Below are 25,214 nucleotides of genomic sequence, written 5' to 3'. Positions count from 1 at the left end.
TCAAGATATTTTTATTTCAAAACCTAATTCATACAGAGTCAAATTATCATCAATAACTTCTTCATAAATTCCAGCAGCTCTTTTCAAGCCGGCCTTTTGATAAAGATTTATCGCCGCCTTATTATTATCCACGACAAATAATCTTAAATACTCACCGTTCATTTCCTTTGCAAGAGCCATTGCTTTATTAATAGTAAGAAGACCTATTCCCCTTCTTAAATAATCGACATTTACACCTAAACGTTCAATATATAATGCTTTAGCATTTTTATCTGACCAATTTACACTTTTGGAATTACTATTTAAATCACATAAAACAAATGCCGAAACAATCTTATCATCGTCCCATAATAAATAAAGCTGATTATTTTCAATATCATTTTTAAAATATTTACAAGGATAGATCTCATCCCAAATATGAATACCATTATCATTCATTTTAGCGATAATTTTTTTATACATTTCAATAATTTGTGATAAATCTGACATCACAGCTAACCTTAAATTCATCTAATCCACCGCCAAACTAATCTTCTGATTCATTTTAAAAAATGGACACTTTTTTTGAATACACTGATTATTCATCGTGGAACGCTTACAAACGATCTGACTGCTTTTCATTTTAATATTCAAGTGTTCCTTAACAAATTTGATTGCTGCTAAAATTGCAAGATATGAATCTCGTTTACAACATCGCGACCCGCCATGCTTCCCGATTTGGTTTAATGAAGCCGCTGTCATTTGATTTGAAAGTCGCCATTCAATGTTAGAAAGTGGGGTTGATTTAGTAACAATGGCAATAAACATCCCACTGCTTATTCCGGCTCCACAAGCACCCCAAAAACCGCAAATTCCCCCAGGAATCTTTTTACCTCGATTTTGCATTTCTATTAAAGCACTTTTTAGATCTAGATTGCCACCAGCGTTTTTATAAGCCGTCAACAAAGCTGAGCCTACCATTATATGATGTTCTGGACCATGCATATGACAAAAACTCAAATCCATTAATTTTTCCATTATCATAATTGGATCAAGTGAAGTTTCATTTAAACAAACTTGAATGATATTATCGATTCCCTGCATATGACACTTTTCGCATACATAATGTCCATTAATACAGCGTGTTTTACTATACTCCTGACGGTGGCAAAGAATACATTCCATCAACGTATCAGTCTCAAGATATTCTAACGGCGCTTTACAAATCAAACATTCTTCTTTCATCTTTGCTCTCCTTTACAAATCATAATATTTCTTTTAATTAATTTTAACATGAATGAATTTATTCTCAAAGCAGATTTAATTTTTAGGACTAAAAAAAGAAGAGCTGCCTCTTCTTTTTAATTAGTTTTATATTTTAATTCTAATCTTTCATCTTTGTTTAAAGATGACTGTCTAATACTTGCAAAAATCGAACCAGAAATATTATGCCATACACTAAAGATAGCTCCTGGTAAAGTAGCAAGTGGATTAGCTGCAAAATTTACGGTTGCTAATGAAACCGCTAGACCACTGTTTTGCATTCCTACTTCAATTGCAATTGCTGTCGCTTTAGAGTATTCAACATGCAAAACTTTTGCTGCTACTAAACCAAGCATCATCCCTAATAAATTATGAAGGGCAACTACACATAATACTAAAATACCACAGGCTATGATTTTTTCTGTATTAATTGCAACAATTCCGGAGATGATCATTACAATCGATACAACCGAAACAAGCGGTAATATATCAGAAATTTTTTGAATCTGTTTTCCAAATAAACTGCGAATCAAAATTCCCAGTAAAACAGGAATCAAAATAACTTTTACTACTGATAAAACCATTGACCAAAAAGTAACTTTCACCCATGTACCGGCTAAAACATAAACCAATAATGGCGTCATCAGTGGCGCAATTAAAGTTGATATGATCGTCATTCCTACTGAAAGTGCGACATCACCACCAGCAATATAAGTTATCACATTACTAGCCGTTCCACCAGGACAGCAGCCTACCAGGATAACACCTATTGCCAAGTCTTCAGGTAATTGAAAGATAACTGCTAATAACCATGCGGCTAAGGGCATGATCGTATACTGAGCTACACAGCCGATAATAACTTCTTTAGGGTGTGAAAAAACAATTTGAAAATCTCCCATTTTTATTGCAAGTCCCATTCCAAACATTGCAACTCCTAAAAAAACAGAAGTATAATCAGTTGTCCAGGCAAAACCCTGAGGTATTAAAAAGGCTAATCCGGAAAAAATAATGATTATAATGCCAATATATTTAGTTAATAGTGAACTGATTTTTATGATCTTTTTCATTGATTACACCTCATATGAAAAATTATCGATCAATCGCGTTTTACCAATGTAAACAGCCATTGCAATAAGAACATTTCGATCAACTTTTTTTACTGGCTGCATCGTTAGGGCATCCACTACTGAGATATAATCAATTTTAGCAAGCGGTTGACTTTCAATAACCTTTTGCATAGCTTTTATTACATCACTGGCCAAACATCCTTGAAAAATGACATTTTGTCCTTCTTTAACCGCTTTTGATAAACAAAGTGCCGCTTTTCTTTCTTCGCAATTAAGATACGTGTTTCGTGATGATTTAGCAAGACCATCGCTTTCACGAACGATTGGACAGCCAATGATTTCAATATCAAAATTTAAGTCCTGTACCATTTTTCGAATGATTGCTAATTGCTGAGCATCTTTTTGACCAAAATATGCTCTATCAGGGGTAATAATATTAAATAATTTTGCTACTACCGTACAAACACCTTTAAAATGAACTGGTCTTGATTTACCACAAAGGGTCGTTGAAAGTAAATCGATATTTACATATGCCTGGGGGTCACAATACATATTTTCTGGATCAGGATTAAAAATCAAATCTGCTTTCAGGCTTTCACACAACTCACTATCACGTTTAAAATCTCGGGGATATGCTTCTAAATCTTCGTTAGGTCCAAATTGCGTTGGATTAACAAAATCTGAAACCACAACAATATCATTTTCTTCCCGACATTTTTTAATCAAACTTGCATGACCTTCATGTAAAAAACCCATCGTTGGTACAAGACCAATCGTTTTTCCTTCTTTTTTCCATGCTTTAATGAGTTTTCTTGTTTGTTCTACTGTTTTTGTTATCTGCATTTTATTCTCTTCTTTCTTATGGATTTAGAGATAGTACCCTTAACTGACATCACTGCTGATTATTTCATATCTTTTAATAAGCCGTGTTTTTCATAATTAGTTACTCGGCTAATTTTATTCTCCTCATCCACAAAGACAACTGCAGGTTTATGTGATTTTGCTTCTATTGGATCGTAATTTCCATAGGCCATAATAATAACCTTATCGCCAGTATTTACGCATCTTGCAGCAGCACCATTTAAACAGATCATCCCACTGCCCTTTTTACCGCTAATAGCATATGTTTCAAATCTATTTCCATTATCAACATCTACAATTTGTACTTTTTCATATTCTAAAATTCCCGCTGCTTCAAGTAATTCTTCATCGATCGTGATACTTCCGACATAATCTAATTTAGCTTGAATAACGGTAGCACGATGAATTTTTCCTTTTAACATCTCTATTGTCATTTCATACATCCTTTCTTGATTTAAAATACAATAAAAAAGCATTTATAGGGCTATGACCCTAAAATGCATGATAAATTATTTGTATTTTTTGAGTCCCATTTAAAAAATATAAGCTCTTTATTTACTATGTTTATATGAAATTCCAGTGAATCAGATCGAGTATAGTTTTGTTGCCAAATACTATCTCCATTGCTCATTTAAGCATGTTGATTATTGTTTGTCAATATAAAAGATGCCCTGTTGGCATCTTAAACTATTTTTAAATATTTTCTTCTAAATATTTATACTGCATTCCCTCTTTGATCTCTGAACTATCTATTCCAAGGGCTTCTAAAAGAGTATATGCAAAAGCCAAAGCAGCCCCAGGACCTTTACCGGTAACGATATTACCATCTTTTAAAACTAAAGCTTCCTGGTAATTTGCACTATTTAACTGGGTTTCAAAACCAGGATAACAAGTAACTGTCTTTTCTTTGATAACTCCCGCTTTTTCTAAAACGATTGGTCCCGCACAAATTGCACCAATGATTTTATTATCAACATTAAATTTTTTTACTAGCTCAATTACTCTTGGATCATCTCTTAAATTAGTTGCTCCGGGCATTCCCCCAGGAATAACAACAGCATCATATGTTTCAATTGTTTCATCATATATACGATCCATCAATATTTTTATTTGGTGAGCGCTAAGAGCTTCTAATTTATCCATTCCTACCATTGTACATTCAACATTGGCACGACGCATTACATCTACTACTGATAATGCTTCAAGTTCTTCAAATCCATCATGAAATAAAACTGCTATTTTTTTCATCATAAAACCTCCTTGACTGCTATTTTATCACTAAACTAATCAAAATGCATTATTTTAAATTGAAAAGTAGTTAATATCGTACTATAATGACATTGTTGTTAAAATAAAAATTTAGTAATAACTTGATATTAACTATCTAATTATTTAATGACCAAAATATTATTAGCACCGTATCTAAAGGAACGGTAGTGGAGGAAAAAATGAAAAATAAAAAAACTAAAGATCTTGTTTTGTATGCAATGTTTATTGCAATTGAAATGCTGCTTGTATTTATACCATTTTTAGGATATATTCCAATTGGTCCATTGCGTGCAACAACACTACATATTCCAGTAATTATTGCCGGAATTATTTTAGGTAAAAAAGGTGGTTCGATCATCGGATTAGTTTTCGGTTTGAGCAGTTTGTTTTATAACACAATTAATCCTACTGTAACCTCATTTGTTTTTTCACCATTTATTAGTGGAAATATTTTAAGTGCTGTTATCGCTATTTTACCTAGAGTAATGATTGGTTTTGTTACTGGTTTTATTTTTGAACAAGTAATCAAGCATAAATGGAATAAATATGCCGGAATGATCGTTGCCAGTTTAGCTGGTGCATTAACTAATACTATTTTAGTATTAGGTGGTATTTATTTGATTTTTGGCCAAAGTTATGCGCAAGCAATTGGTCAAGATTTTAATTTACTGATGGCATATTTAATTGGAATCGTTACTAGCAGCGGTTTATTAGAAGCCGTTGTTGGAACGGTTATCGCCGTTCTTGTTTGCCAGCCTTTATTAATGTTTACAAAGAAAGGAAATTAAGATGAAAACAATCGTTGTAGGAATTAGTGGCAGTATTGCTGCCTATAAAGCTTGTGAACTTGTCAGAGCTTTAAAAAAGAAAGAATATGATGTAGAAGTAATTATGACTAATAATGCAACAAAGTTCATTAGTCCCCTTACTTTAGGAGCTTTGATCAACAAACCAGTATTAATTGATGATTTTGATGATAATGGCTATGAAATCAAACATATTAGTTATGCCAAAAAAGCTGATTGTTTTGTTATTGTTCCTGCGACTGCTAATATCATCGGTAAAATTGCCAACGGTATTTGTGATGATGTATTAACATCTTCTTTTATTGCTGCTACTTGTCCTAAATTGATTGCTCCAGCGATGAATGTTAATATGTATGATAATCTTGCTACTCAGCGCAATATTGAAAGATGTAAAACCTATGGGATTAAATTTGTAGAACCAGGATATGGACTTTTAGCCTGTGGTGATACTGGTCGCGGAAAACTTGCTGATTTAAACCAAATCATTGCAATGATCGAATATTGCTTAAGTGCTAAACCATTAAAAAATAAACGAGTCTTAGTGACCGCTGGTCCCACCCAAGAAGCCCTTGATCCAGTAAGATATATTACTAATCATTCAAGTGGAAAAATGGGTTATGCGCTAGCAAAAAGAGCCTTTGAATTAGGCGCAAAAGTTACGTTGATCACTGGGCCTACAGGTCTTGATTTTCCTTATGGTATAAAAACTATTGAGATCCAAACAGCCCAAGAAATGTTTACGGCAGTTAAAGAACATTATCAAAAACAGGATTTTATTATTAAAGCGGCTGCTGTTGGTGATTATCGGGTCAAAGAGATTGCCAAAGATAAAATTAAGAAAAAAGAAGAAACTTTAACTTTGGAATTGATCAAAAATGATGATATTTTAGCTTTTTTAGGAGAACATAAAACTAATCAAATTATTTGTGGCTTTGCAATGGAAACACAAAATTTAATCGAAAACGCTAGAGAAAAACTTATTCATAAAAATTGTGATCTTTTAGTTGCCAATAATTTAAAAGAACCAGGGGCAGGATTTAAAAATGATACCAATAAAGTAACCTTTTTAACTGCTGAAAATACACAGGAAATTGAATTAATGTCAAAAAATAATTTGAGTGATTTGATTTTAAAAAGGTTAATAGAAATTCAGGAGGAAAAAGCATGTTAATTGTAATTGATATCGGTAATACCAATATTACCATGGGGCTAGTTGATAAAGATGAAATTATCGATAACTATCGTTTAACAACAAAATTAGAACGTACCTCTGATGAATATGGTTTTATGCTCTTGAGCTTTTTAAGTGCTTCAAATATTCTTATCGATGAAATTGAAGATATCATCATTGCTTCAGTAGTTCCTAAGATCATGTATTCTTTTACTAATTCAATCAAAAAATACTTTGATCGTGAACCGATTATTGTTGGCCCTGGAATCAAAACGGGAATCCGTATTAAAATCGATAATCCTAAAGAACTAGGTGCCGATCGTTTAGTCGATGCTGCTGGGGCTTACTATATCTATGGCGGTCCCTGCTTAGTTATTGATTTTGGCACTGCTACAACGTTTGATGTCGTAAATGAAAATGGTGATTTTTTAGGTGGGGCTACAGCACCAGGAATCGGTATTAGTATCAATGCTCTTTCTAGTCAAGCTGCAAAACTGCCGGAAATCGAAATTAAAAAACCTAAAAATATTATCGCTAAAAATACTGTTACAAGTATGCAGGCTGGTATTGTTTATGGGTATGTCGGTCTAACCGAAAATATTATTAATGAAATAAAAAAAGAATATGGACAAAATTTAAAAGTTATTTCAACTGGTGGTTTGGGACGTATTATTTTTAATGAAACTAAGTTGATTGATGTATATGACCCTGATCTTACATTTAAAGGTTTAAAAATCATCTATGATAAATATAAAAGAAAAGCATAAAAAAACGATTAATTAAAATCGTTTTTTTATTTATCCTAAATTTAATCAAAATTCTTTTCTACTTCATTTATTGTGTATGTGACAATATTACTATTATCCTCTTGAAACATTAGAATAACATCTGCAAGTGGTATTCCCTGTATGTTTAGTTCATTTTCAAGCCATTTTTCATTTTGTCCAATAGTTTTAAGATTTTCATAAAAAATTTTTCCTTCTTTAACTAACACCGTTGGCAATTTAACTTTATTGATCTTAATATTTAAATCATCTACTACAACAGGCCGATACTTTTCTTTTGGAAAAAAACTAAAACTACCATTAGTTTCTAACACTACCGTTTGCAGTTCATTTAAATTAAAATAACCAGCAATACGACATTGCATTAAAAATTCATCAATATCTAATTTAGCTTTTTCCAATTCCTCATTATAAATTTGATTATTCTCATATAAAACAACTGCTTCACCATCAATAATTTTTCTTAATTTCAAAGAAGAAGCAGCTAACTTAGATAAAGTTATTATTACAATTGCATAAACGATCATTGCAATTAAAGGTTGTAAAATATTATCAAAACCACCCATTACTAACTCACTGGCAATACTACCTATCGTAATTCCATTAATATAATCATACATATTTAATTGACTGACCTGACGATACCCCATCATCTTAGTAATAATAAACAAGACGACTAAAGATATGATCGGAACAATTATATATTCTAATATCTGCATAATCTCACCAGTAATATTATTGACAAAATCAATATAAATAAACGAAAAAGAATTATTCTTTTTCGTTTATATAAGCATCTTCAATTTCTCCAATATAAATATAATGATAATCATGATCAGGATAATTTTTTTCATCAAGACTGTCATCAATAAACCCGTTTGGTTCAATTTTACCTTGATATAGTTTTTTACAAATAAAAACCATTTTTCCCTGTTTAAAAGCTGGCTGTCCCTCAAGCAATTCTACATCAAAATCAACCTCTTTGATTTTATCGCCATCACGTCCCGATTTGGAACCCAATATACCTAATTCTTTTTTATAACCCTCAAAAAAAGTTAAAGTAAAATAGTCAGAAGCATCGACAAACTCTCTTGTATAACGTTGAGGTCGAATATAAACAGTTACGACATTTTTATTCCAAATAACTCCAATGCCACCCCAGGAAGCGGTCATCGTATTGATTTTATCTTCTTTTGAAGCGCTAATTAAAAGCCAATCTTTTCCAATCGTTTTAAATGGATTTAAAACGATTTCATTAATATCAATTTTTTTAAAACTCATTTTAATCATCCTTTCTTAGTTTACCAAATAAATCAATTCCCTTTTTAGCTGCCATAAGATCTGGCACTCGATAAGTCCAGTTCGTATCATTAACTTCACCAGGTACATTAAAGCGCTGATCGTTATTGACACCAAGCAGATCCCAAATCGGAATAATTACATCACTAGCATTTGAATGTAAGCAGTAATCTAAAATGGCAAGATTTAAAGGCAGTTTATCGCCTACAGTTTCTACGATTTTATCACAACTTTGCTGATCTAGATTATCGATCCAGCCTTTGATTGTTTCATTATCATGAGTTCCTGGATAAAAATAACTATTGTCTACTTTATCAAAGCCCTCATCAAGCATAAATTGAAACACTTTCATCCCTTTTAAGTGATAATGATCTTTTAATTCAATTACTTCTGGTCTTAAATATCCTAAATCTTCAGCAACTAATTCGATATCTCCTAATTTTGCATAAAGACAATCAAACAATTCATAACCTGGAGCATATTTCCAGCAGCCATCAACAGCACTAGTAGAAGCTGCCGGAATGTCCCAATAAGAGTCAAATGCTCTAAAATGGTCAATTCTGGTAATATCAAAAATCTTACATGCCCAGCCGATTCGGTCAACCCAAAACTTAAATTCATTATTTTGTAAATGTTCCCAATTATAAATTGGATTCCCCCAATATTGACCTGTAGCACTAAAATAATCTGGCGGTACTCCAGCTACATCTGTAGGATAGCCATTAGAATCCAACATAAATGATTCGTTATCTAGCCAAACTTCTACAGAGCCATGATCCACATAAAATGGCATATCACCAATTATCTTGATACCATGTTCATTGGCATATTTTTTTAAAGTAAACCATTGTAAATAGAAAATATACTGAACAAATTGATAATATCCAATTTCAGCTTGATATTTACTCAAATCAACTTGATGAAACTTAGGATACCGTTTAAATTCCTGGGGCCATGAAGCCCAATCGTATGAATCATTGATATTGGCAAAAGTACAATATAATGCATAATCATATACCCAAGGACATTTTTTTAAAAAAAGATCATATTCATCATTACTTCTAAAATTTTTATATGCTTTTAATAAATATTTATGCTTAAACGCTCTAATTTTATCATAATAAACCATCTTTGCATCAGCATTAAATTCTGGAACCTCATCTAACAGTCCCATTTCTACTAACTGTTCTAAATCGATATATATTTCATCCCCAGCAAACGTACTTACTCCACGATATGGAGAATTAGCTTGAGTTGAAGGATGAAATGGTAAAATTTGTAAATAATTTGCGCCATTATTTGCTAGAGCATCAATAACTGCATAAGCATTTTTGCCTAAATCACCAATCCCATGATTTGATGGAAAACTAGATAAAGGGAATAAAACTCCACAATTCATCTTAATACCCTAAATCCTGGTTAACAACGACTATTTTAATTCGATCGATGTTACCTTGATATCCTAATTTAACATAACTGCTGCAAATACGTTCTGGCGATAAACAATCCATACATACTCCTGTTTTAGTACATGGTGTCTTTTTATTTAAGCGTACAGCATTAGCTGGAGCGCTAATTGTTTTAATGTGATTAATGGCTTCAGTTTCATTTTCAAAAATTTTATTTTTTCCTGCAATTACAATAACTTCCTTAGGTCCATAGATCATCGCGGCTACACGATTACCATTTCCATCCACATTATATAAACAACCATCAGTTGTTAAAGCATTAGTGCTGGTAATAAAAATATCACTTGTAAAAGCTTTTCTAAATACTTCCTGCATCTGCTCTCTTGACAATCCTTCTTCATAGCGATCATATAAAATTACATCACTTTGTCTAATTAAATCAATGACTCCAGTTTCAAATAAAGTCATCGATCCCCCCAATGCAATTGTTTTTTGGTTACATAAATATCTTTTTAAATAATTATGTAATTGTTCAAAATTATCTACAAATGTTATTTGCATATTATTTTGATTAAAAGCTTTGATCATTCTATCTTCTCTAATCTTAATAATTTCCTTCAAATTCTCATCCATAATTGTAAGTCCTTTCAAAAATATCCACGAATATTATATTATTTGTTGACTAAGAAATCAATAAAGCAAAATGATAAACTATAAATGCTACAACGTATGCTACACCGGTTTGATACAGTACTGTTAAAATTGCCTGAAGCCATGAACCCAATTCTCTTTTTGTTGCAGCAAAGGCAGCAACACAGGGCATATATAAAACCGTAAAGGTTAAAAAGGCAAAAGCACTGGCTGGTGTAAGTAAGCCATTTAAAGCATGATATAAAGCATCAGGACTACTTGAATTAGTTAATACTGATAATGTTGAGACAACGGATTCTTTAGCTGTGATTCCCGTAATCAATGCGGTTGATAAACGCCAATTAGAAAAACCTAATGGAGCAAAAATAAATGATAGTTTATTTCCAATAAAAGCTAAAATACTTTTTGAACTGTCACTGACCATTTCAAATCTAAAATTAAAACTTTGTAAAAACCAAATCAACAAAGAAGCAATAAAAATAATCGTAAAAGCTTTCTTTAAAAAATCTTTTGCCTTTTCCCACATATGCATAATTACATTTTTGGCAGTAGGAACTCGATAACTTGGCAGTTCCATTACAAAAGGAATCGGATCACCTGGAAAAATCATTGCTTTTAACAATAATGCTGAAAAAATAGCTACTAAAATGCCAATACAATAAATTGTAATCATTACAAATGGTGCTTTAGTACTAAAAAAAGCAGTAATGATCATTCCATAAATTGGTAATTTAGCACTACAGGACATAAACGGTGTCACAACTATTGTCATTTTACGATCACGGATAGATGATAAAGTTCTTGTTGCCATGATTGCTGGAACTGAACACCCAAATCCAATTAGCATTGGAACAAATGATTTTCCTGATAATCCAATTTTTCTTAATAATTTATCCATGACAAAAGCAACTCGCGCCATATAACCACTATCTTCAAGCATTGATAAAAAGAAGAATAAAACAACGATCAATGGTAAAAATGATAAGACACTGCCGACTCCAGCAATCACGCCATCTTCTAATAAAGAAATCAACCAAGGAGCAACTTGATGATTAGTTAAGAATGTTATTAATGTATCCCCAACAAAATTCACGCCTAGCTCCATTAAAGATTGTAATGGAGCGCCAATTACATTAAATGTCAGAAAGAAAATCGATAACATTATAATAATGAAAATTGATATTCCCAAATACTTATGTGTCAAGATTGCATCAATTTTTTCAGAGCGTATTTGTCCTGTGGTTTCTTGTTGCTTAAAGACTGTTTTACTAGTAATATCTTCAATGATTTGATAGCGCATTTCTACTAATGCAGCATCTTTATCAAGACCCTCCTTCTCTTCCATATCCTTGATAATATGTTCAATAATATGCAGCTGTTGGGAATCTAATTTTAACTGTTTGATTATTTCTTGATCGCCTTCTATCACTTTGGTAACTGCGAATCGTTTAGGAAGATTAGCTTTTATCGCATTTTCTTCGATTAAATGATTGATTGAATGAATTGCTTTATGAATCTCGCCACTACATAGATCTAAATGGGAACAGTTATTTTCTTTCAATATCGATTCAACTGCTTCAATCAATTCTTCGATTCCCTCATTTTTACTAGCTGAAAGAGGAACTACCCTTAATCCTAAAGCAGTTTGTAAGCCTTCAACATCAATACAGTTACCACTGCTGATAACTTCATCCATCATATTTAAAGCTAAAATCATCGGAATATTCAGTTCCAGTAATTGCATTGTTAAATATAGATTTCTTTCAATACTAGTTGCATCAATAATATTAATAATCATCGAGGGCTTCTCTTTGATTAAAAAATCAGTAGAAACAATCTCTTCCATCGTATATGGTGTTAATGAATAAATACCTGGAAGATCGACTAATTTAATAGTAGGATGTTTTTTTATTGAGCCGGATTTTTGTTCAACTGTAACTCCAGGAAAATTACCTACATGCTGATTAGAACCTGTCAAAGCGTTAAAAAGTGTTGTTTTTCCACAATTTTGATTTCCAATCAAAGCGATTGTTTTAGTTACCATTATCAATCACCTCAACTTCTATCATTGATGCATCATCTTTTCTAATCGTCAAAACATAACTGCGCAAATATAATTCAATTGGATCTTTCATAGGCGCAACTTTACGAACTTTAACTACTGTTTTAGGAGTTAAACCCATTTCTAGTAAACGTCGTCGTAATAGTCCTTCTCCATGAACAACAGTAATTTTACCACTCATTCCTGGTGTTAATTTATCTAATGTCATGATATCCCTCCTTATTTAAATTACCTGCTACATATATATTACAACTAAAATATTATTTAACTTCATTAACGTATAATTTTTTTCTGCCGTATAAAACTAAATTTTAACCTAATAATACAGTTAATTTAACTATATAACTGAAATATCAAAAAAGTCACAAGATATTCACAAATTGTGACTTTCTTTCCATCTCTTACTTAAATATTCCTCTTTTTTACAGATACAGAAGATATTATAACAATTTTTAATGTAACTATAAATATTTATCGACTAAATTATCCAATATATTATAAATTTTTTAACTCTTTATTTGATAATGGTCTACCTTTAATCACATATTTACATCATTGATTAATAATGTTAAAATGAGTCCAAAAGATGGAGGCTTGAAATGAAAAAATTATTAGTTGTAATTGATTATCAAAATGATTTTGTAAATGGTAGTTTGGGATTTGAAAAAGCTGTAGCACTAGAAGAATATTTAGTTGATTTAATTAATAGATATCATCATAACAATGATGATGTTATTTTCACATATGATACACATCAAGAAAATTATTTAGAAACACAAGAAGGCAAAAATTTACCAATAACTCATTGTATTGAAAATAGTAAAGGCTGGCAGTTATATGGTAAAATAAATGAACTTGCTGTAAATGATAAAAAAATTTTAAAAGAGACTTTTGGATCATTAGAGTTAGGTAATTATTTAAAAGACAAAGACTATGAGGAAATTACTCTAGTTGGTGTTGTTTCTAATATCTGTGTTATTTCCAATGCCATAATTATTAAAGCAGCTCTGCCAGAAACAACAATAATTATTGATCCAAAAGGAATTGCTAGTAATGATCCTGTCTTGGAGCAAAAAGCTCTTGATATAATGAAAAACTTACACATAAAAATAAAGGATAACATTTAAATATCCTTTATTTTTTTATCCACTTTTATTAACTTATTTTAGATAATAATACTGCTTCCCTATTTTCTTTTAAAAACATTTTTTCATAAAAGCAAACAGATAAAATCAATAAATATCTTTAAACAGTTATTTTTTAAATGTTAATTTCATTCCTGATCCACAATTTTCATCAGAAATTTTTTTAAATCCTAGTTTAGTATAAAATTCTTCTTTATCTTGCACTACAACTAAATTAATAGTACATCTTTCATTCTTAAATAGATTGTTATTAGCCTGATCAAGGAGCTTCTTAACGATCATCTGTCCTATTCCTCGATGCCAATACTGGGGATCAACAGCAACATCAACAATAGTATAATAAATTCCATCACCAACCAAACGTCCCATTCCTACTGCCTTATCATCATCAAAAGCAACTATATTATAACTATTTTCAATTGCGTTATTAGCTTGTCTATTCGAAAAACTAGACCACCCTACGCTATTTCTAATTTGATTATAAATATCACATGTTAATACATTTTCTTGATAAATCATTACCCTGTCCTCACAAATACAAATTCATTAAATAAGCATCATAATATTCTCCATTGATTTTAAAAAACTTTTGATAATAACCAATCTTTTCAAATCCTAATTTTTCATACAAACTGATTGCATTAAGATTATCTGATCTAACTTCTAATTCAATAACATCAATTTCTCTTTCTTTAGCACAAACAATCAACTTTTTAATAAGCTGTGTTCCAATTCCCTGATGCCAATATTTTTTCTTAACTGATACTGCTAGATTACATCGATGTTCTATTCTAATCTGACTAAAGCCTTGTAATGAAGCAATACCTGCTATTTCATCATCTATTAAAGCAATTAACATCCAATCTTTATTTGAATCATTTATTCGTCTAATATAAGCCATCTCATTTTCAACTGACATATTAAATTCATTAAAACCAAATAATAGATTATCTGACTCTCCACCAATTTGATTTAAATAACTAATTATTTCTTTAGCATCTTCAGTTTTTGCTTCTCTAATTATTATCTTGTCCATAAAATCCCGCCTCATCTTAAAATATATTATATTGATTATCAGCTAATTATACAATATACAAGTTTTAATTTATACAAATAACAAAAAATCTACCCATATAATTAATGTTTTTTAGAATAGCTGTTTGATTTTAGATTAAACTTTTATCTCTTGATCAGTATCTTTACAAAAATTCTACTTCAAACTTATTTCTTCTAAAAAAATAACTTTTACATTTCTTTAAGACATAAGTCGTTTTGATCCCCTCATATTTTAATCCTCTTTAATATTTTACCATTAATGATTATCCTTTATATCGTATAAATTACCTACTAAGCAATTCAATATCTTATGATTACAACACTTAGATCTATATATTTATTTCCTTTGTCTTACAATAAATTTCATTTCTTCAATTATTTTCCCAACAAAAAATATCTTTATCTATAATTAAACACTTTTTTTCATAAAAATCATACCTTATCTGCATTTCTTAGATAAATTCTATCTTGTAACAAGACTAAAATAAGAGTATACTTATAGATAAATTAAGGGGGTATTTTAACAATGGAAATCAAGATTGAAAGAGCTCAAACGCTAAAAGAAAAACCAGATCAAAATAATTTAGGTTTTGGTAATTATTTTACTGATCACATGTTTATGATGGATTATACTGAAGGTAAAGGATGGCATGATGCAAGAATCGTTCCTTACGGACCTATTGCTATGGATCCTGCTACTATGGTATTACACTATGCTCAAGAAACATTTGAAGGATTAAAAGCATATCGTGATCCTCAAGGAAATATTACATTATTTAGACCAGAAATGAATGCTCGTAGAATGATTAATTCAAACAAACGTATTTGTATGGCAGAATTACCAGAAGAAATGTTTGTTGAAGCAGTCGAAGCAATCGTTAAATATGAACAAGACTGGATTCCTACGGCTAAAGATACATCATTATATATTCGACCATTTATGTTTGCTAGTGAAGCTGGGGTTGGTGTTCATCCTGCTAAAACTTATAAATTTGTAATTATTTTATCACCTGTAGGAAATTATTATCCTGAAGGTGTCAATCCTGTAAAAATTTGGGTTGAAGATGAATATGTACGTGCTGTTAAAGGTGGAACTGGGTTTACAAAATGCGGTGGAAATTATGCTGCTAGTATCGCTGCCCAGGTGAAAGCTGAAGCTCATGGTTATACCCAAGTTTTATGGCTTGACGGTGTTCATCGTAAATATGTTGAAGAAGTCGGAACTATGAATGTAATGTTTTTGATCGATGATACTATCGTTACAGCTCCTCTTGAAGGATCAGTATTGCCTGGAGTTACTCGTGATTCAATTATTCATATCCTTAAAGATTGGGGATATAAAGTTGAAGAACGTGAACTTAGTATTGATGAATTAATGGAAGCTGGACGTAATGGAAAATTAACTGAAGCATTTGGTACAGGTACAGCAGCCGTTATTTCACCAGTTGGTCAGCTTTATTACAAAGGTGAAGAAGTAGTTATCAATAACTTTAAAACTGGCGAATTGACACAAAAACTTTATGATACTTTAACAGGAATTCAATGGGGTCGTTTAGAAGATAAATACGGTTGGGTTCGTCATATTAAATAATTAAGACATTATTACAGATCAGTCAAACTGATCTGTTTTTTTATAAAGTTTATGATCTTATACTGATTCATATAATAAGACCACAGACTTTATCTGTGGTCTTATTATAAATTTAGTTATGTAACTAACACGTTTTTTAATCATTAATAAATACTTCATCTTTATCAACAATAGCATTTATATTTAAATTGTTATCTACTTTCACTAATTTCATCAAGCAATCTTGATGAAATTAATATTACTGCTGCATTCTAAAATTCAAAAACACAATCAAGCTTTAAATCCTTTTACATAAACAACTTTTTTCTTAATGATAAAAGAAGTATCATTTTATTTTCGTTTATCGATTGGGATATATTCATATGTTTCGCCAACATATTTGGCAGCTGGACGAATAATACGACCAGAATATAATTTATTTTCAATATTATGTGCCAGCCATCCTACTGCTCGACCTACCACAAACATTAAAGTATATAATTCGGTAGGAATACATAACATATCATAAATTAAGCCACTATAAAAATCAACATTAGCACATACCGTAATTCCTTTACGTTTTTTTATTGCTTCAATTGCTAACTGTTCAAAACGATAATAAAAATTAAATTCATTTTCACGTCCTTTTTCTAATGACAATTCTTTACACTGTTGTCTTAAAATAACACAGCGTGGGTCGCTAAGTGTATAAACAGCATGACCAATACCATAAATCAAACCACTATTATCGTTAAATTTTTTATCTAAGATTCTTTCAATAATCATTTCGATTTGTTTATCACTAGCTTCTAAGCCTATTTCATCAATAACTAATTTCATTTGTTTCATAACTGCTAAATTAGCACCACCATGCTTAGGACCTTTTAATGAACCGATTGCTCCAGCAAAACTTGAATAAATATCAGTTCCTGTAGAGCTGATTACTACATTAGTAAATGTTGAGTTATTTCCACCCCCATGATCAGCATGTAAGACAAGACACATGTCAAGAACTTCAGCTTCTTTAGGTGTAAAATGTTTATGATCTCTTAAAAGATACAAAATATTTTCGGCAATTGATAAATCAGGTCTAATTTGATGAATGTATAAACTTTCTTTATCAAAATAATGCACCTTACTACGGTATGCATAGCAAACAATAGAAGGAATTTTAGCAATCAAATTTAATCCTTTATACATTGTTGATGAAGCACTGATATTATCAGGATCATCATCATATGAATAAAGCATCAAAACTTCCTGCTGTAATTTATTCATTAGATTTTTAGAAGGGAATCCCAAAATTTTTGATTCCAAATAATGTGGCGGTAATTCATAACGATCTGATAATTCTTTTTTGAAATTTTCTAATTCTTCAACCGTTGGTAAATAACCAAACAAAATCAAAAAACATGTTTCTTCAAATAAAAATCTTTGATGCGGCTCCCTTTTATTAATAATATCAGAAACATTGATACCCCGATAATAAAGCTCACCCTCACAATCGACCTTTTTATTTTCAACCCTTTTATAACCAACAACATCGGCAATTTTAGTTAATCCAACTAATACTCCTGTACCATCTTCATTTCTTAACCCTTTTTTTACATCATATTTTGAATATAATTCATTATCGATTTTATTGTTACTTTCTCTTGCTTTTTCAATAAAACCGTCTATAAATCTACTCATATAAGCACCCCCTAAAATTAATTAATTTCTATTATAGCATCATTCAATAAAATTGTATACAATTTATAACAAAGATTGTATACAAAATATCTTAAATCTCTTAAACATTCTTAAGCAAAATTAATTGTTTAATCACTATAATTAAGTTAAAATGAGTTGTAAAGGTGGTTGATATTATGAAGATAAATAATCAAAATTATCCTGGTTTAACTAGTCTTCAAGTTAAACAAAGAACTGATGAAGGAAAAATTAATCATATAAACAATAAAATTACTAAATCGTATAAAGAAATCTTTCTCAACAATACCATTACTTTTTTTAATATTTTAAATGCAACTTTATTAGGTTTAGTTCTCTTTGTTGAATCTTATAAAAATACCCTCTTTATTTTAGTTATAATCATTAATACGATTGCAGGTATCTATCAAGAAGTTAAAGCAAAAAGAACATTAGATCGTCTATCGATCATAACAACAGCAAAAGTTGAAGTAATTCGCGATGATCATCTAAAAGAAATTTCGATTGATGAAATTGTTTTAGATGATTATCTAGTTTTAACTACTGGTATGCAGATTCCCGCAGATAGTATTCTCGTAGATGGTCAGATGGAGACAAATGAAGCTCTTTTAACCGGAGAATCAGATCCTGTTTTAAAACAAAATGGCGATCATCTTTTTTCTGGAAGTTTTATTACCTCAGGAAAAGGAATATGCAAAGTTATTCATGTTGGTGATGATAATTATATGAATAAAATCACTAATGAAGCGAAACGTTTGAAAAAACATAATTCGCAATTGAATCAGTGTTTAAATACCATTTTGAAATATGTAAGTATCTTTATTTTGCCAATTGGCGGATTATTGTTTTTAAAACAACTTATATATAGTGAACAAGGCTTTAATGATGCCATTGTTAGTACTGTTGCTGCGGTTTTAGGAATGATTCCTGAAGGCCTTGTATTATTGACTAGCGCGGCATTGACGCTTAGTGTTTTAAGGCTAGCTAAACAAAAGACTTTAGTTCAAGAATTGTTCTGCATTGAAACATTAGCACGGGTAGATGTCTTATGCCTTGATAAAACAGGGACAATTACCGAAGGAACAATGAAAGTTGAGTTTGATATTAAAACATGTAATCTTGATTTTCAAGAAATTATGGGAAATTTAATGCATACATTGACTGATGTTAATGTAACAGCTCAAGCCTTAAAAGAACATTATCCCTGCAAAACTAACTTTAAACCCTGTCATGTTATTCCTTTTAGTTCTGATCGTAAATATAGTGGAACTTCTTTTTATGACCATGGTACATATTATCTTGGGGCTTATCAATTTCTTTTTCCGCAAGGAGATGAGGATCTAGAAGAACTTTGCTTTGATTACACAAGTAAAGGCTATCGTATTTTAGTATTAGCTCATACAAATAAAATCATCAACAATGAAAGTTTGCCGTCTGATTTAAAACCATGTGGAATAATTGTTTTAAGCGATGTCATAAGAGATGATGCTAAAGAAACTTTGCGCTATTTTGAATCACAAGGCGTTGATTTGAAAATCATTTCTGGTGATGATCCAATAACTGTCTCTGCCATCGCTAAAAGAGCCGGTTTAAAAAGCAGGCATTATATAGATGCAACAAAATTGACGACAGCGAAAGATATTCAAAAAGCAGTTAAAAATTATTCTGTTTTCGGTCGGGTCACCCCACAACAAAAAAAAGAGATGGTCTTAGCTTTAAAGCAACTAGGTCATACTGTAGCTATGACTGGTGATGGTGTCAATGATGTCTTAGCTTTTAAAGAAGCTGATTGTTCGATAGCTATGGCTTCAGGAAGTGATGCCGCAAAAAATACAGCTAACTTAGTTTTATTAAATAATAATTTTAATGCTATGCCTTATATTGTTGATGAAGGGCGCCGCGTTATCAATAATATTACAATGTCGGCATCAATGTTTTTAATTAAAACAATCTTTTCGGTCTTAATTTCAATTTCAACGATTTTCTTTGGCCAAGCCTATCCTTTTGAACCGATTCAATTATCCTTGATCAGTGCCTGTGGGGTGGGAATTCCTACTTTCTTTTTAACATACGAAGCAAATTTTGCGCATGTAAAAGGTAATTTTTTTAAAAATGTTTTAGAAAAATCATTTCCTTCAGCTTTTACGATTGCTTTAGGAACTACTTTGATAACTAATATCGGTCTGTATTTAGACTATGATCCTAATATGCTGTCTACTGTTTGTATTTTATTTACCGGTTGTAATTATACGATTGCTTTATTACGAATTTATAGTCCTTTGACCCGTTATCGAAAAATTATTATCTATACAACCCAAATGACTTATTATATTTCTATGATCATTGGACAATCTATATTAGATTTGACGGGGCTAGATTTTAACTGGCTGATGGTTTTATTAGCATTAATTGCCTTTTCTCCTTTATTAGTTGATTTCTCTGGATATTTATTTAGATTATTAGAACAATTATTTAATAAATATAAAAAAATAAAATTAAACTATAAATTCAAATGATGTATTATTGGAAAAGATACAAGAAAATTGCTAAAATATAATAAAGGAGAAGGAATGAATATGTATGAAAAAATTAAATCTTTAGCAAAAGAATATTTTCCTGAAACAGTTCAAACAAGACGTGATTTTCATAAATATGCAGAAAGAGGCTGGTTAGAAATGCGAACTGCCTCAATCGTAGCTAGAAAACTAAATAATTTGGGTTATCAAGTATTGGTAGGAAAAGAATTGATGTGTGAAACGGCAAGAATGGGGCTGCCTAGTAAACGTGTATTAACACTCAATTATAAACGGGCTATCTTACAAGGAGCTGACCCCTACTATTTAGAAAAAGTGAAAGATGGCTTTACAGCAGTAGCGGGAATTATAAAAAATGGTGATGGTCCAGTTGTAGCTATCAGATTTGATATGGATGCCTTGAGTATTATGGAGGATGATTCTGCTGATCACAATCCTGGTAAATTTGGCTTTATTTCATGTAATCCTGGAGCTATGCATGCTTGTGGTCATGATGGACATACAGCTATGGGATTAACTGTCGCTAAAATTTTAAGTGAAATCAAAGAACATCTTCATGGAACCCTAAAGCTTATTTTCCAGCCGGCTGAAGAAGGTGTAAGAGGTGCCAAAAGTATTGCAACAAGCGGTTTTTTAGATGATGTTGATTACATTTTTGCAGGACATATTTGGCAACAGGCACCAGGAGAAGATTATGATATTTATTTAGGTATGGATGAAACTTTTGCCACAACAAAGTTAGATGTAATCTATCATGGGGTTTCTTCTCATGCCGCTGGTATGCCTCAATTTGGAAAAAACGCCCTTCTTTCAGCTGCTTCATGTATCTTGAATCTTCACTCAATTCCGCGTAATAGCGACGGCTGTACAAGAATCAACGTAGGAACAATCAACGCCGGAACAGGACGTAATATTGTTCCCGAAACAGCAAAGTTAGAAATAGAAGTACGTGGAGCAACTACAGAATTAAACAATTATATGGAAGTATATGCTACTGATGTAATCCGCGGAGCTGCTTTAATGCATGATACTATTGTTGAAATCAATAAAATGGGGAAAGCTTATTCACTTGAATGTGATAAAAAAATGATGGATATAATTCGCCACGTCTGCGATGATCATTTAAAAAATATTAAAGTTGCTCCAAAATATTTAAGTCCTTTAGATGGTAGTGATGATTTTTCTTATATGATGGCTACTGTTCAAGCACACGGAGGAATTGCCACCTATATGAAATTAACTACTGATCTAGCAGCTTCACCACATAATTGTGCCTATGATTTTAATGAAAATGTTCTTTTGACAGGAACTACAGTTTACAGTAGTGTAGCATATTATTTATTAAATAATATTCATAAATAAAAGCAGCGAAAAAGCTGCTTTTATTTTAAATTAGTCCACCATTTACTTTGATAAAGATCATGGCCATATGCAATGGTTTCGCCAATTTTAGGAACGATCCACTTGATATTTTCTTTATCCGCTTTGTTCGTAAATCTTTCTACTGGATCATCCCAAGGATGATCGGCTAAACTAAAGGTTCCCCAATGAATTGGCATGATCATCTTAGCTTTTAAGATCATCCCAGCCTTTACCGATTCTTCAGGTGTCATATGTGTAGCTCGCCATTTTTCATTATACTGTCCCGCTTCTAAAACCGCTAAATCAAATTCACCGTATTTCTTGGATATTTTTTCAAAATGACTATCAAATCCAGTATCGCCACTTTCGAATATTTTATGATATTCATCAATAAACACCCAGGAAGACCATAATGTTTTATAACTGTCATTAATAAAATTTCTAAAAGAACTATGTCTAGCTGGCGTACAAGCTACTAATAATCCATTTATTCTTATTTCTTCCCACCAGGCTAAACTGATAATTTTTTCTTTCTTTATTTTCCATCTTTCTAAATGTTTTTCAACCCCTAAGGGAACAATATATCTTGTTACTTTTTTATCTATTTTTTTAATCGTTTTATAATCTAAGTGGTCATAATGATCATGAGTTATAACTACAATATCGATCTTATCAAAATCATTGATTTTAATAGGTAAAGCACTAAATCGACGCATTGAGGGAAAAGGAAATGGTGAAGCATGATTGCTAAAAACTGGATCAATTAAAATATTCATCCCATGCATTTGAAAAAAGATAGAAGAGTGTCCTAGCCATGTAATAGTTAATATTTCATCATCCGGATTTTTTAGGATTTTTGGAGTTTTTGTGATAATTTTATCAGTAGGAATATTATCTTTTATCGAAAGATAGTTATTTTTTTTAGCTTTAATATATATTCGTCGATACTTATTTTCATTATAAAATTTATTATGTTTAAAATTTTTAGCTCTTGAAGCATAATTTAAGCGATCTTTTTTTGATGGACTTTTACCAAAAGGAACCCATAATTTTAAAAATAAGAAGATAATAGAAAATATTAATAGTATAAATTTCCATATTTTTTTATTCATTTTCTTTAACCTTTCTAAACTAATATAATCTTAAAATATAATTCATCCAAACACCAATATAAGATATAAGCATCCATTGCATTTTTTAACAGTTTATTTACTGTCGTAGTCAACTAATCATAACTTATTTTAAAATTATTTAATTCTTTTTTATCTTCATCTGTTAAAAAATAACACTTTCTTTTAGAACCTGATTTTGATTCACGAATAATAGAGTATATTAAATTAACTTTTTCTAATCTCAATAATAATGGATAAATCGTACTTTCAGAAATCTTTTCAAACTCATAAAAATTTAACTTTTGCGATATTTTATATTCATATAATTAAAAATCTTCAAGATTGCTAAAATAAGCCATCTTATACTCTAAAAACATTCGTAAAAATTACATTATATAATACTATTTAACTACATCGTAATGCATAATAGTTTATAAGTCAATTATAACTTACTTTTTAATCATCTACTCCAAACTAAAAAAGGGACACTAGATCCCTTTAATCATTAGTCTTTTTAGTCTCAAAAAAATTCATAAAATCATCTACTGCATTATCAATTCCATTACCTAGTTTTGTTGTAAATTCATCAAAATCACCTTCGGCATCACTGATAACATTATCAACTTCATCATCACTGGCATGATAAACTTTATTAGCATAATTTTTAGCTTTAATTCCTAGGTTTCGAATCGTATCATCTTCACCGACGTCTCCATAATTTGCTGCCATCTCTAAATAACTGCCTTTTTCATATAATTTTTTTGCAACTTCTTTATCTTTTACATTATCAAGATTATTATTAATATAATTAACAGCATCAATTACATCATCTCGATTAACTTCATAATCATCACTAAATTGATTTTTGATCTGTGTATCAATATCATCAAAATCATCATTATTTGTTGTTTCATTTGTTGAATTGTTAGTTTCATTTGTTTTGTCATCATCATTATTATTAGCACATCCAGCTAAAGTAAATAATAATGTTAAACAAAATAAATATTTTATTATTTTTTTCATAAGTATTCTCCTTTATAATTTTCTACTACTATTTTTAACCAATTTTATTTTTTTAAACAAAATAGAAAAAAATAATGTATAATATAGAAGGTGATTTTATGAAAGAAAAACAATTAGATGCTTTATTAGAAAATATTAATTACGAAATTTCATTATTAGCAAATATGAGTGCTTTTATTAAACAAGAATTTGAAGATGTTTCATGGGCTGGTTTTTATCTTAATCGAGATCAACAATTGATCTTAGGTCCTTTTCAAGGATTGACTGCTTGCACTATTATTCCCTATGATCGCGGTGTATGTGGTGCATGTGCCACCGAATTAAAGACTAAACGCATTGCTAATGTTCATGATTTTCCTGGTCATATAGCTTGTGATAGTGCCAGTAATAGTGAAATTGTTCTACCAATAATAATCGATCAAAATTTGTATGGTGTTTTAGATCTTGATTCAACGAGTTTTGACCGTTTCCAGGAAAGTGATCAAATAATTTTGGAAAAGTTAATCGTGATTTTGATCAAGCATTTAAAAAGAATCCAATATTCTATTTAACACTTTTTTTGGTAGCTAATTGATTTTGTTTTACTAAAAAACTTAGGTTTATTTAGCCTAAGTTTTTTTAATATTAACTTTTTTTATCAAAGCGATTTTTACATGTAGGACAAGTTATCGTGATTTTTCCACGTCCTTTAGGAACTCTGACTATCTGCTTACAGCTTGGACATAAATAATATTTATGTTCTTTATCTTGATGATTCTTTTTAATTACATTAAATCTTTTCTTGATCGGTTGAATCATTTTTAAATATTTTTCATTTTCTTCTCTTCGTTTATATATATTACGTGAATATGTTCTAAACAAATTATAAATAAGTAATAACCATACTACAGCTGAAAGAAATGAGCTTCTAATAAAAAACAAGTTTAAGCACATTATTACTACCGCTAGAACTAATAAAAAGACATTAAACTGATCAGAACCATATCTTCCTGCCATGAATCGATATAATGCATTTTGAAATTTATTCATATTAACCCTCTTTTCATATTTACTATAATTTAATAATATTAATAGATTATG

General features: G+C 30.6%; 27 protein-coding genes. 8 read left to right on the top strand and 19 right to left on the bottom strand.

Features of this window, described 5'->3' with window-relative positions; translation table 11 throughout:
• The 6 genes from OC535_RS04850 to OC535_RS04825 form a co-directional block, all read right to left on the bottom strand.
• Positions 1–510 carry a GNAT family N-acetyltransferase gene (locus OC535_RS04850; RefSeq protein ID WP_227052354.1) on the bottom strand — a complete coding sequence of 170 codons (510 nt, stop codon included), beginning with the start codon at positions 508–510 and terminating at the stop codon, positions 1–3.
• Complete coding sequence (locus OC535_RS04845; RefSeq protein ID WP_498823305.1) at positions 511–1,224, bottom strand: DUF5714 domain-containing protein; 714 nt, start codon at positions 1,222–1,224, stop codon at positions 511–513.
• A gap of 116 nt (positions 1,225–1,340) precedes the next feature.
• Positions 1,341–2,309, bottom strand: a complete 969-nt coding sequence (locus OC535_RS04840; protein WP_227052350.1) for a bile acid:sodium symporter family protein — start codon at positions 2,307–2,309, stop codon at positions 1,341–1,343.
• A 3-nt stretch (positions 2,310–2,312) separates the two neighbouring features.
• Positions 2,313–3,152, bottom strand: a complete 840-nt coding sequence (gene panC, locus OC535_RS04835) for a pantoate--beta-alanine ligase (RefSeq protein WP_498823304.1) — start codon at positions 3,150–3,152, stop codon at positions 2,313–2,315.
• A gap of 59 nt (positions 3,153–3,211) precedes the next feature.
• On the bottom strand, positions 3,212–3,604 hold the full coding sequence (gene panD, locus OC535_RS04830; RefSeq protein WP_024720510.1) for an aspartate 1-decarboxylase: 393 nt from the start codon (positions 3,602–3,604) through the stop codon (positions 3,212–3,214).
• A 259-nt stretch (positions 3,605–3,863) separates the two neighbouring features.
• Positions 3,864–4,418 (bottom strand): DJ-1 family glyoxalase III, encoded by a 555-nt coding sequence (locus tag OC535_RS04825; protein ID WP_227052346.1) that lies wholly within the window; start codon positions 4,416–4,418, stop codon positions 3,864–3,866.
• A 200-nt stretch (positions 4,419–4,618) separates the two neighbouring features.
• Between OC535_RS04825 and OC535_RS04820 the strand changes: the two genes are divergently transcribed.
• From OC535_RS04820 to OC535_RS04810, 3 genes are read left to right on the top strand one after another with little or no spacing between them, the layout of a single operon-like run.
• Positions 4,619–5,227 (top strand): ECF transporter S component, encoded by a 609-nt coding sequence (locus tag OC535_RS04820; protein ID WP_227052343.1) that lies wholly within the window; start codon positions 4,619–4,621, stop codon positions 5,225–5,227.
• 1 nt (position 5,228) lies between these two features.
• Complete coding sequence (gene coaBC / locus OC535_RS04815) at positions 5,229–6,416, top strand: bifunctional phosphopantothenoylcysteine decarboxylase/phosphopantothenate--cysteine ligase CoaBC (RefSeq protein ID WP_498823303.1); 1,188 nt, start codon at positions 5,229–5,231, stop codon at positions 6,414–6,416.
• A complete protein-coding gene (locus OC535_RS04810; protein ID WP_027088721.1) occupies positions 6,410–7,183 on the top strand; it encodes a type III pantothenate kinase in 774 nt (257 codons plus the stop codon). Before coaBC ends, OC535_RS04810 begins: the two co-directional genes overlap by 7 nt.
• 41 nt (positions 7,184–7,224) lie before the next feature.
• Here the strand turns inward: OC535_RS04810 and OC535_RS04805 are convergent, their stop codons facing one another.
• From OC535_RS04805 to OC535_RS04780, 6 genes are read right to left on the bottom strand one after another with little or no spacing between them, the layout of a single operon-like run.
• Positions 7,225–7,920 carry a DUF421 domain-containing protein gene (locus OC535_RS04805; RefSeq protein WP_227052338.1) on the bottom strand — a complete coding sequence of 232 codons (696 nt, stop codon included), beginning with the start codon at positions 7,918–7,920 and terminating at the stop codon, positions 7,225–7,227.
• A gap of 52 nt (positions 7,921–7,972) precedes the next feature.
• On the bottom strand, positions 7,973–8,482 hold the full coding sequence (locus tag OC535_RS04800) for a flavin reductase (RefSeq protein ID WP_227052336.1): 510 nt from the start codon (positions 8,480–8,482) through the stop codon (positions 7,973–7,975).
• Between the two features lies 1 nt (position 8,483).
• Positions 8,484–9,899 (bottom strand): 4-alpha-glucanotransferase, encoded by a 1,416-nt coding sequence (gene malQ, locus OC535_RS04795; protein WP_227052334.1) that lies wholly within the window; start codon positions 9,897–9,899, stop codon positions 8,484–8,486.
• Position 9,900: 1 nt separating this feature from the next.
• Positions 9,901–10,542 carry a lactate utilization protein gene (locus OC535_RS04790; RefSeq protein ID WP_024720505.1) on the bottom strand — a complete coding sequence of 214 codons (642 nt, stop codon included), beginning with the start codon at positions 10,540–10,542 and terminating at the stop codon, positions 9,901–9,903.
• Positions 10,543–10,591: 49 nt separating this feature from the next.
• Entirely contained in the window at positions 10,592–12,604 is a 2,013-nt protein-coding gene (gene feoB / locus OC535_RS04785; protein ID WP_498823302.1) for a ferrous iron transport protein B, read from the bottom strand.
• A complete protein-coding gene (locus OC535_RS04780; RefSeq protein ID WP_024720503.1) occupies positions 12,594–12,830 on the bottom strand; it encodes a FeoA family protein in 237 nt (78 codons plus the stop codon). Before OC535_RS04780 ends, feoB begins: the two co-directional genes overlap by 11 nt.
• A gap of 391 nt (positions 12,831–13,221) precedes the next feature.
• Between OC535_RS04780 and OC535_RS04775 the strand changes: the two genes are divergently transcribed.
• Positions 13,222–13,749, top strand: a complete 528-nt coding sequence (locus OC535_RS04775; protein WP_024720502.1) for a cysteine hydrolase family protein — start codon at positions 13,222–13,224, stop codon at positions 13,747–13,749.
• A gap of 126 nt (positions 13,750–13,875) precedes the next feature.
• On the opposite strand, the gene OC535_RS04770 is transcribed toward OC535_RS04775, so the two are convergent.
• Positions 13,876–14,286, bottom strand: coding sequence for a GNAT family N-acetyltransferase (locus OC535_RS04770; protein ID WP_498823301.1), 411 nt, complete (start codon positions 14,284–14,286; stop codon positions 13,876–13,878).
• A gap of 10 nt (positions 14,287–14,296) precedes the next feature.
• A complete protein-coding gene (locus OC535_RS04765; protein ID WP_024720500.1) occupies positions 14,297–14,803 on the bottom strand; it encodes a GNAT family N-acetyltransferase in 507 nt (168 codons plus the stop codon).
• Positions 14,804–15,349: 546 nt separating this feature from the next.
• Between OC535_RS04765 and OC535_RS04760 the strand changes: the two genes are divergently transcribed.
• Positions 15,350–16,414: a branched-chain amino acid aminotransferase gene (locus OC535_RS04760; protein WP_024720499.1), complete on the top strand. Its 1,065-nt coding sequence runs from the start codon at positions 15,350–15,352 to the stop codon at positions 16,412–16,414.
• A 330-nt stretch (positions 16,415–16,744) separates the two neighbouring features.
• Here the strand turns inward: OC535_RS04760 and OC535_RS04755 are convergent, their stop codons facing one another.
• Entirely contained in the window at positions 16,745–18,085 is a 1,341-nt protein-coding gene (locus OC535_RS04755) for a citrate synthase (RefSeq protein ID WP_024720498.1), read from the bottom strand.
• A 176-nt stretch (positions 18,086–18,261) separates the two neighbouring features.
• On the opposite strand from OC535_RS04755, the gene OC535_RS04750 reads away from it, so the two are divergent.
• Positions 18,262–20,619, top strand: a complete 2,358-nt coding sequence (locus OC535_RS04750) for an HAD-IC family P-type ATPase (protein WP_498823300.1) — start codon at positions 18,262–18,264, stop codon at positions 20,617–20,619.
• Between the two features lie 54 nt (positions 20,620–20,673).
• Positions 20,674–21,999, top strand: a complete 1,326-nt coding sequence (locus OC535_RS04745; protein WP_227053561.1) for an amidohydrolase — start codon at positions 20,674–20,676, stop codon at positions 21,997–21,999.
• A 20-nt stretch (positions 22,000–22,019) separates the two neighbouring features.
• On the opposite strand, the gene OC535_RS04740 is transcribed toward OC535_RS04745, so the two are convergent.
• From OC535_RS04740 to OC535_RS04730, 3 genes are all read right to left on the bottom strand, one after another.
• Positions 22,020–23,111, bottom strand: coding sequence for an MBL fold metallo-hydrolase (locus OC535_RS04740; protein WP_227053562.1), 1,092 nt, complete (start codon positions 23,109–23,111; stop codon positions 22,020–22,022).
• Between the two features lie 113 nt (positions 23,112–23,224).
• A complete protein-coding gene (locus OC535_RS04735) occupies positions 23,225–23,422 on the bottom strand; it encodes a PadR family transcriptional regulator (RefSeq protein ID WP_227053570.1) in 198 nt (65 codons plus the stop codon).
• A 187-nt stretch (positions 23,423–23,609) separates the two neighbouring features.
• Positions 23,610–24,134 carry a hypothetical protein gene (locus tag OC535_RS04730; RefSeq protein WP_024720495.1) on the bottom strand — a complete coding sequence of 175 codons (525 nt, stop codon included), beginning with the start codon at positions 24,132–24,134 and terminating at the stop codon, positions 23,610–23,612.
• Positions 24,135–24,232: 98 nt separating this feature from the next.
• On the opposite strand from OC535_RS04730, the gene OC535_RS04725 reads away from it, so the two are divergent.
• Positions 24,233–24,685 carry a free L-methionine (R)-S-oxide reductase MsrC gene (locus OC535_RS04725; RefSeq protein ID WP_227053563.1) on the top strand — a complete coding sequence of 151 codons (453 nt, stop codon included), beginning with the start codon at positions 24,233–24,235 and terminating at the stop codon, positions 24,683–24,685.
• 73 nt (positions 24,686–24,758) lie between these two features.
• On the opposite strand, the gene OC535_RS04720 is transcribed toward OC535_RS04725, so the two are convergent.
• Positions 24,759–25,163 (bottom strand): hypothetical protein, encoded by a 405-nt coding sequence (locus OC535_RS04720; protein WP_024720493.1) that lies wholly within the window; start codon positions 25,161–25,163, stop codon positions 24,759–24,761.
• Positions 25,164–25,214 lie beyond the last annotated feature (51 nt).

Source organism: Clostridium sp. Marseille-Q5894, from assembly GCF_946902305.1.
GTDB lineage: Bacteria > Bacillota_I > Bacilli_A > Erysipelotrichales > Coprobacillaceae > Thomasclavelia.
The sequence above is the reverse complement of the archived record's forward strand: the minus strand, read 5'-3'. Positions and strand labels throughout refer to the sequence as shown.

Bases quoted from the DNA above. Each gene is read 5' to 3' on its own strand.
- OC535_RS04745 (WP_227053561.1), top strand. From the start codon at position 20,674: ATGAATATGTATGAAAAAATTAAATCTTTAGCAAAAGAATATTTTCCT.
- OC535_RS04850 (WP_227052354.1), bottom strand. From the start codon at position 510: ATGAATTTAAGGTTAGCTGTGATGTCAGATTTATCACAAATTATTGAA.
- OC535_RS04845 (WP_498823305.1), bottom strand. From the start codon at position 1,224: ATGAAAGAAGAATGTTTGATTTGTAAAGCGCCGTTAGAATATCTTGAG.
- panC (WP_498823304.1), bottom strand. From the start codon at position 3,152: ATGCAGATAACAAAAACAGTAGAACAAACAAGAAAACTCATTAAAGCA.
- OC535_RS04770 (WP_498823301.1), bottom strand. From the start codon at position 14,286: ATGATTTATCAAGAAAATGTATTAACATGTGATATTTATAATCAAATT.
- OC535_RS04810 (WP_027088721.1), top strand. From the start codon at position 6,410: ATGTTAATTGTAATTGATATCGGTAATACCAATATTACCATGGGGCTA.
- OC535_RS04800 (WP_227052336.1), bottom strand. From the start codon at position 8,482: ATGAGTTTTAAAAAAATTGATATTAATGAAATCGTTTTAAATCCATTT.
- OC535_RS04755 (WP_024720498.1), bottom strand. From the start codon at position 18,085: ATGAGTAGATTTATAGACGGTTTTATTGAAAAAGCAAGAGAAAGTAAC.
- OC535_RS04765 (WP_024720500.1), bottom strand. From the start codon at position 14,803: ATGGACAAGATAATAATTAGAGAAGCAAAAACTGAAGATGCTAAAGAA.
- OC535_RS04775 (WP_024720502.1), top strand. From the start codon at position 13,222: ATGAAAAAATTATTAGTTGTAATTGATTATCAAAATGATTTTGTAAAT.
- OC535_RS04750 (WP_498823300.1), top strand. From the start codon at position 18,262: ATGAAGATAAATAATCAAAATTATCCTGGTTTAACTAGTCTTCAAGTT.
- OC535_RS04730 (WP_024720495.1), bottom strand. From the start codon at position 24,134: ATGAAAAAAATAATAAAATATTTATTTTGTTTAACATTATTATTTACT.
- panD (WP_024720510.1), bottom strand. From the start codon at position 3,604: ATGACAATAGAGATGTTAAAAGGAAAAATTCATCGTGCTACCGTTATT.
- OC535_RS04720 (WP_024720493.1), bottom strand. From the start codon at position 25,163: ATGAATAAATTTCAAAATGCATTATATCGATTCATGGCAGGAAGATAT.
- OC535_RS04725 (WP_227053563.1), top strand. From the start codon at position 24,233: ATGAAAGAAAAACAATTAGATGCTTTATTAGAAAATATTAATTACGAA.
- malQ (WP_227052334.1), bottom strand. From the start codon at position 9,899: ATGAATTGTGGAGTTTTATTCCCTTTATCTAGTTTTCCATCAAATCAT.
- OC535_RS04760 (WP_024720499.1), top strand. From the start codon at position 15,350: ATGGAAATCAAGATTGAAAGAGCTCAAACGCTAAAAGAAAAACCAGAT.
- OC535_RS04840 (WP_227052350.1), bottom strand. From the start codon at position 2,309: ATGAAAAAGATCATAAAAATCAGTTCACTATTAACTAAATATATTGGC.
- OC535_RS04780 (WP_024720503.1), bottom strand. From the start codon at position 12,830: ATGACATTAGATAAATTAACACCAGGAATGAGTGGTAAAATTACTGTT.
- feoB (WP_498823302.1), bottom strand. From the start codon at position 12,604: ATGGTAACTAAAACAATCGCTTTGATTGGAAATCAAAATTGTGGAAAA.
- OC535_RS04820 (WP_227052343.1), top strand. From the start codon at position 4,619: ATGAAAAATAAAAAAACTAAAGATCTTGTTTTGTATGCAATGTTTATT.
- OC535_RS04790 (WP_024720505.1), bottom strand. From the start codon at position 10,542: ATGGATGAGAATTTGAAGGAAATTATTAAGATTAGAGAAGATAGAATG.
- OC535_RS04825 (WP_227052346.1), bottom strand. From the start codon at position 4,418: ATGAAAAAAATAGCAGTTTTATTTCATGATGGATTTGAAGAACTTGAA.
- OC535_RS04805 (WP_227052338.1), bottom strand. From the start codon at position 7,920: ATGCAGATATTAGAATATATAATTGTTCCGATCATATCTTTAGTCGTC.
- OC535_RS04740 (WP_227053562.1), bottom strand. From the start codon at position 23,111: ATGAATAAAAAAATATGGAAATTTATACTATTAATATTTTCTATTATC.
- coaBC (WP_498823303.1), top strand. From the start codon at position 5,229: ATGAAAACAATCGTTGTAGGAATTAGTGGCAGTATTGCTGCCTATAAA.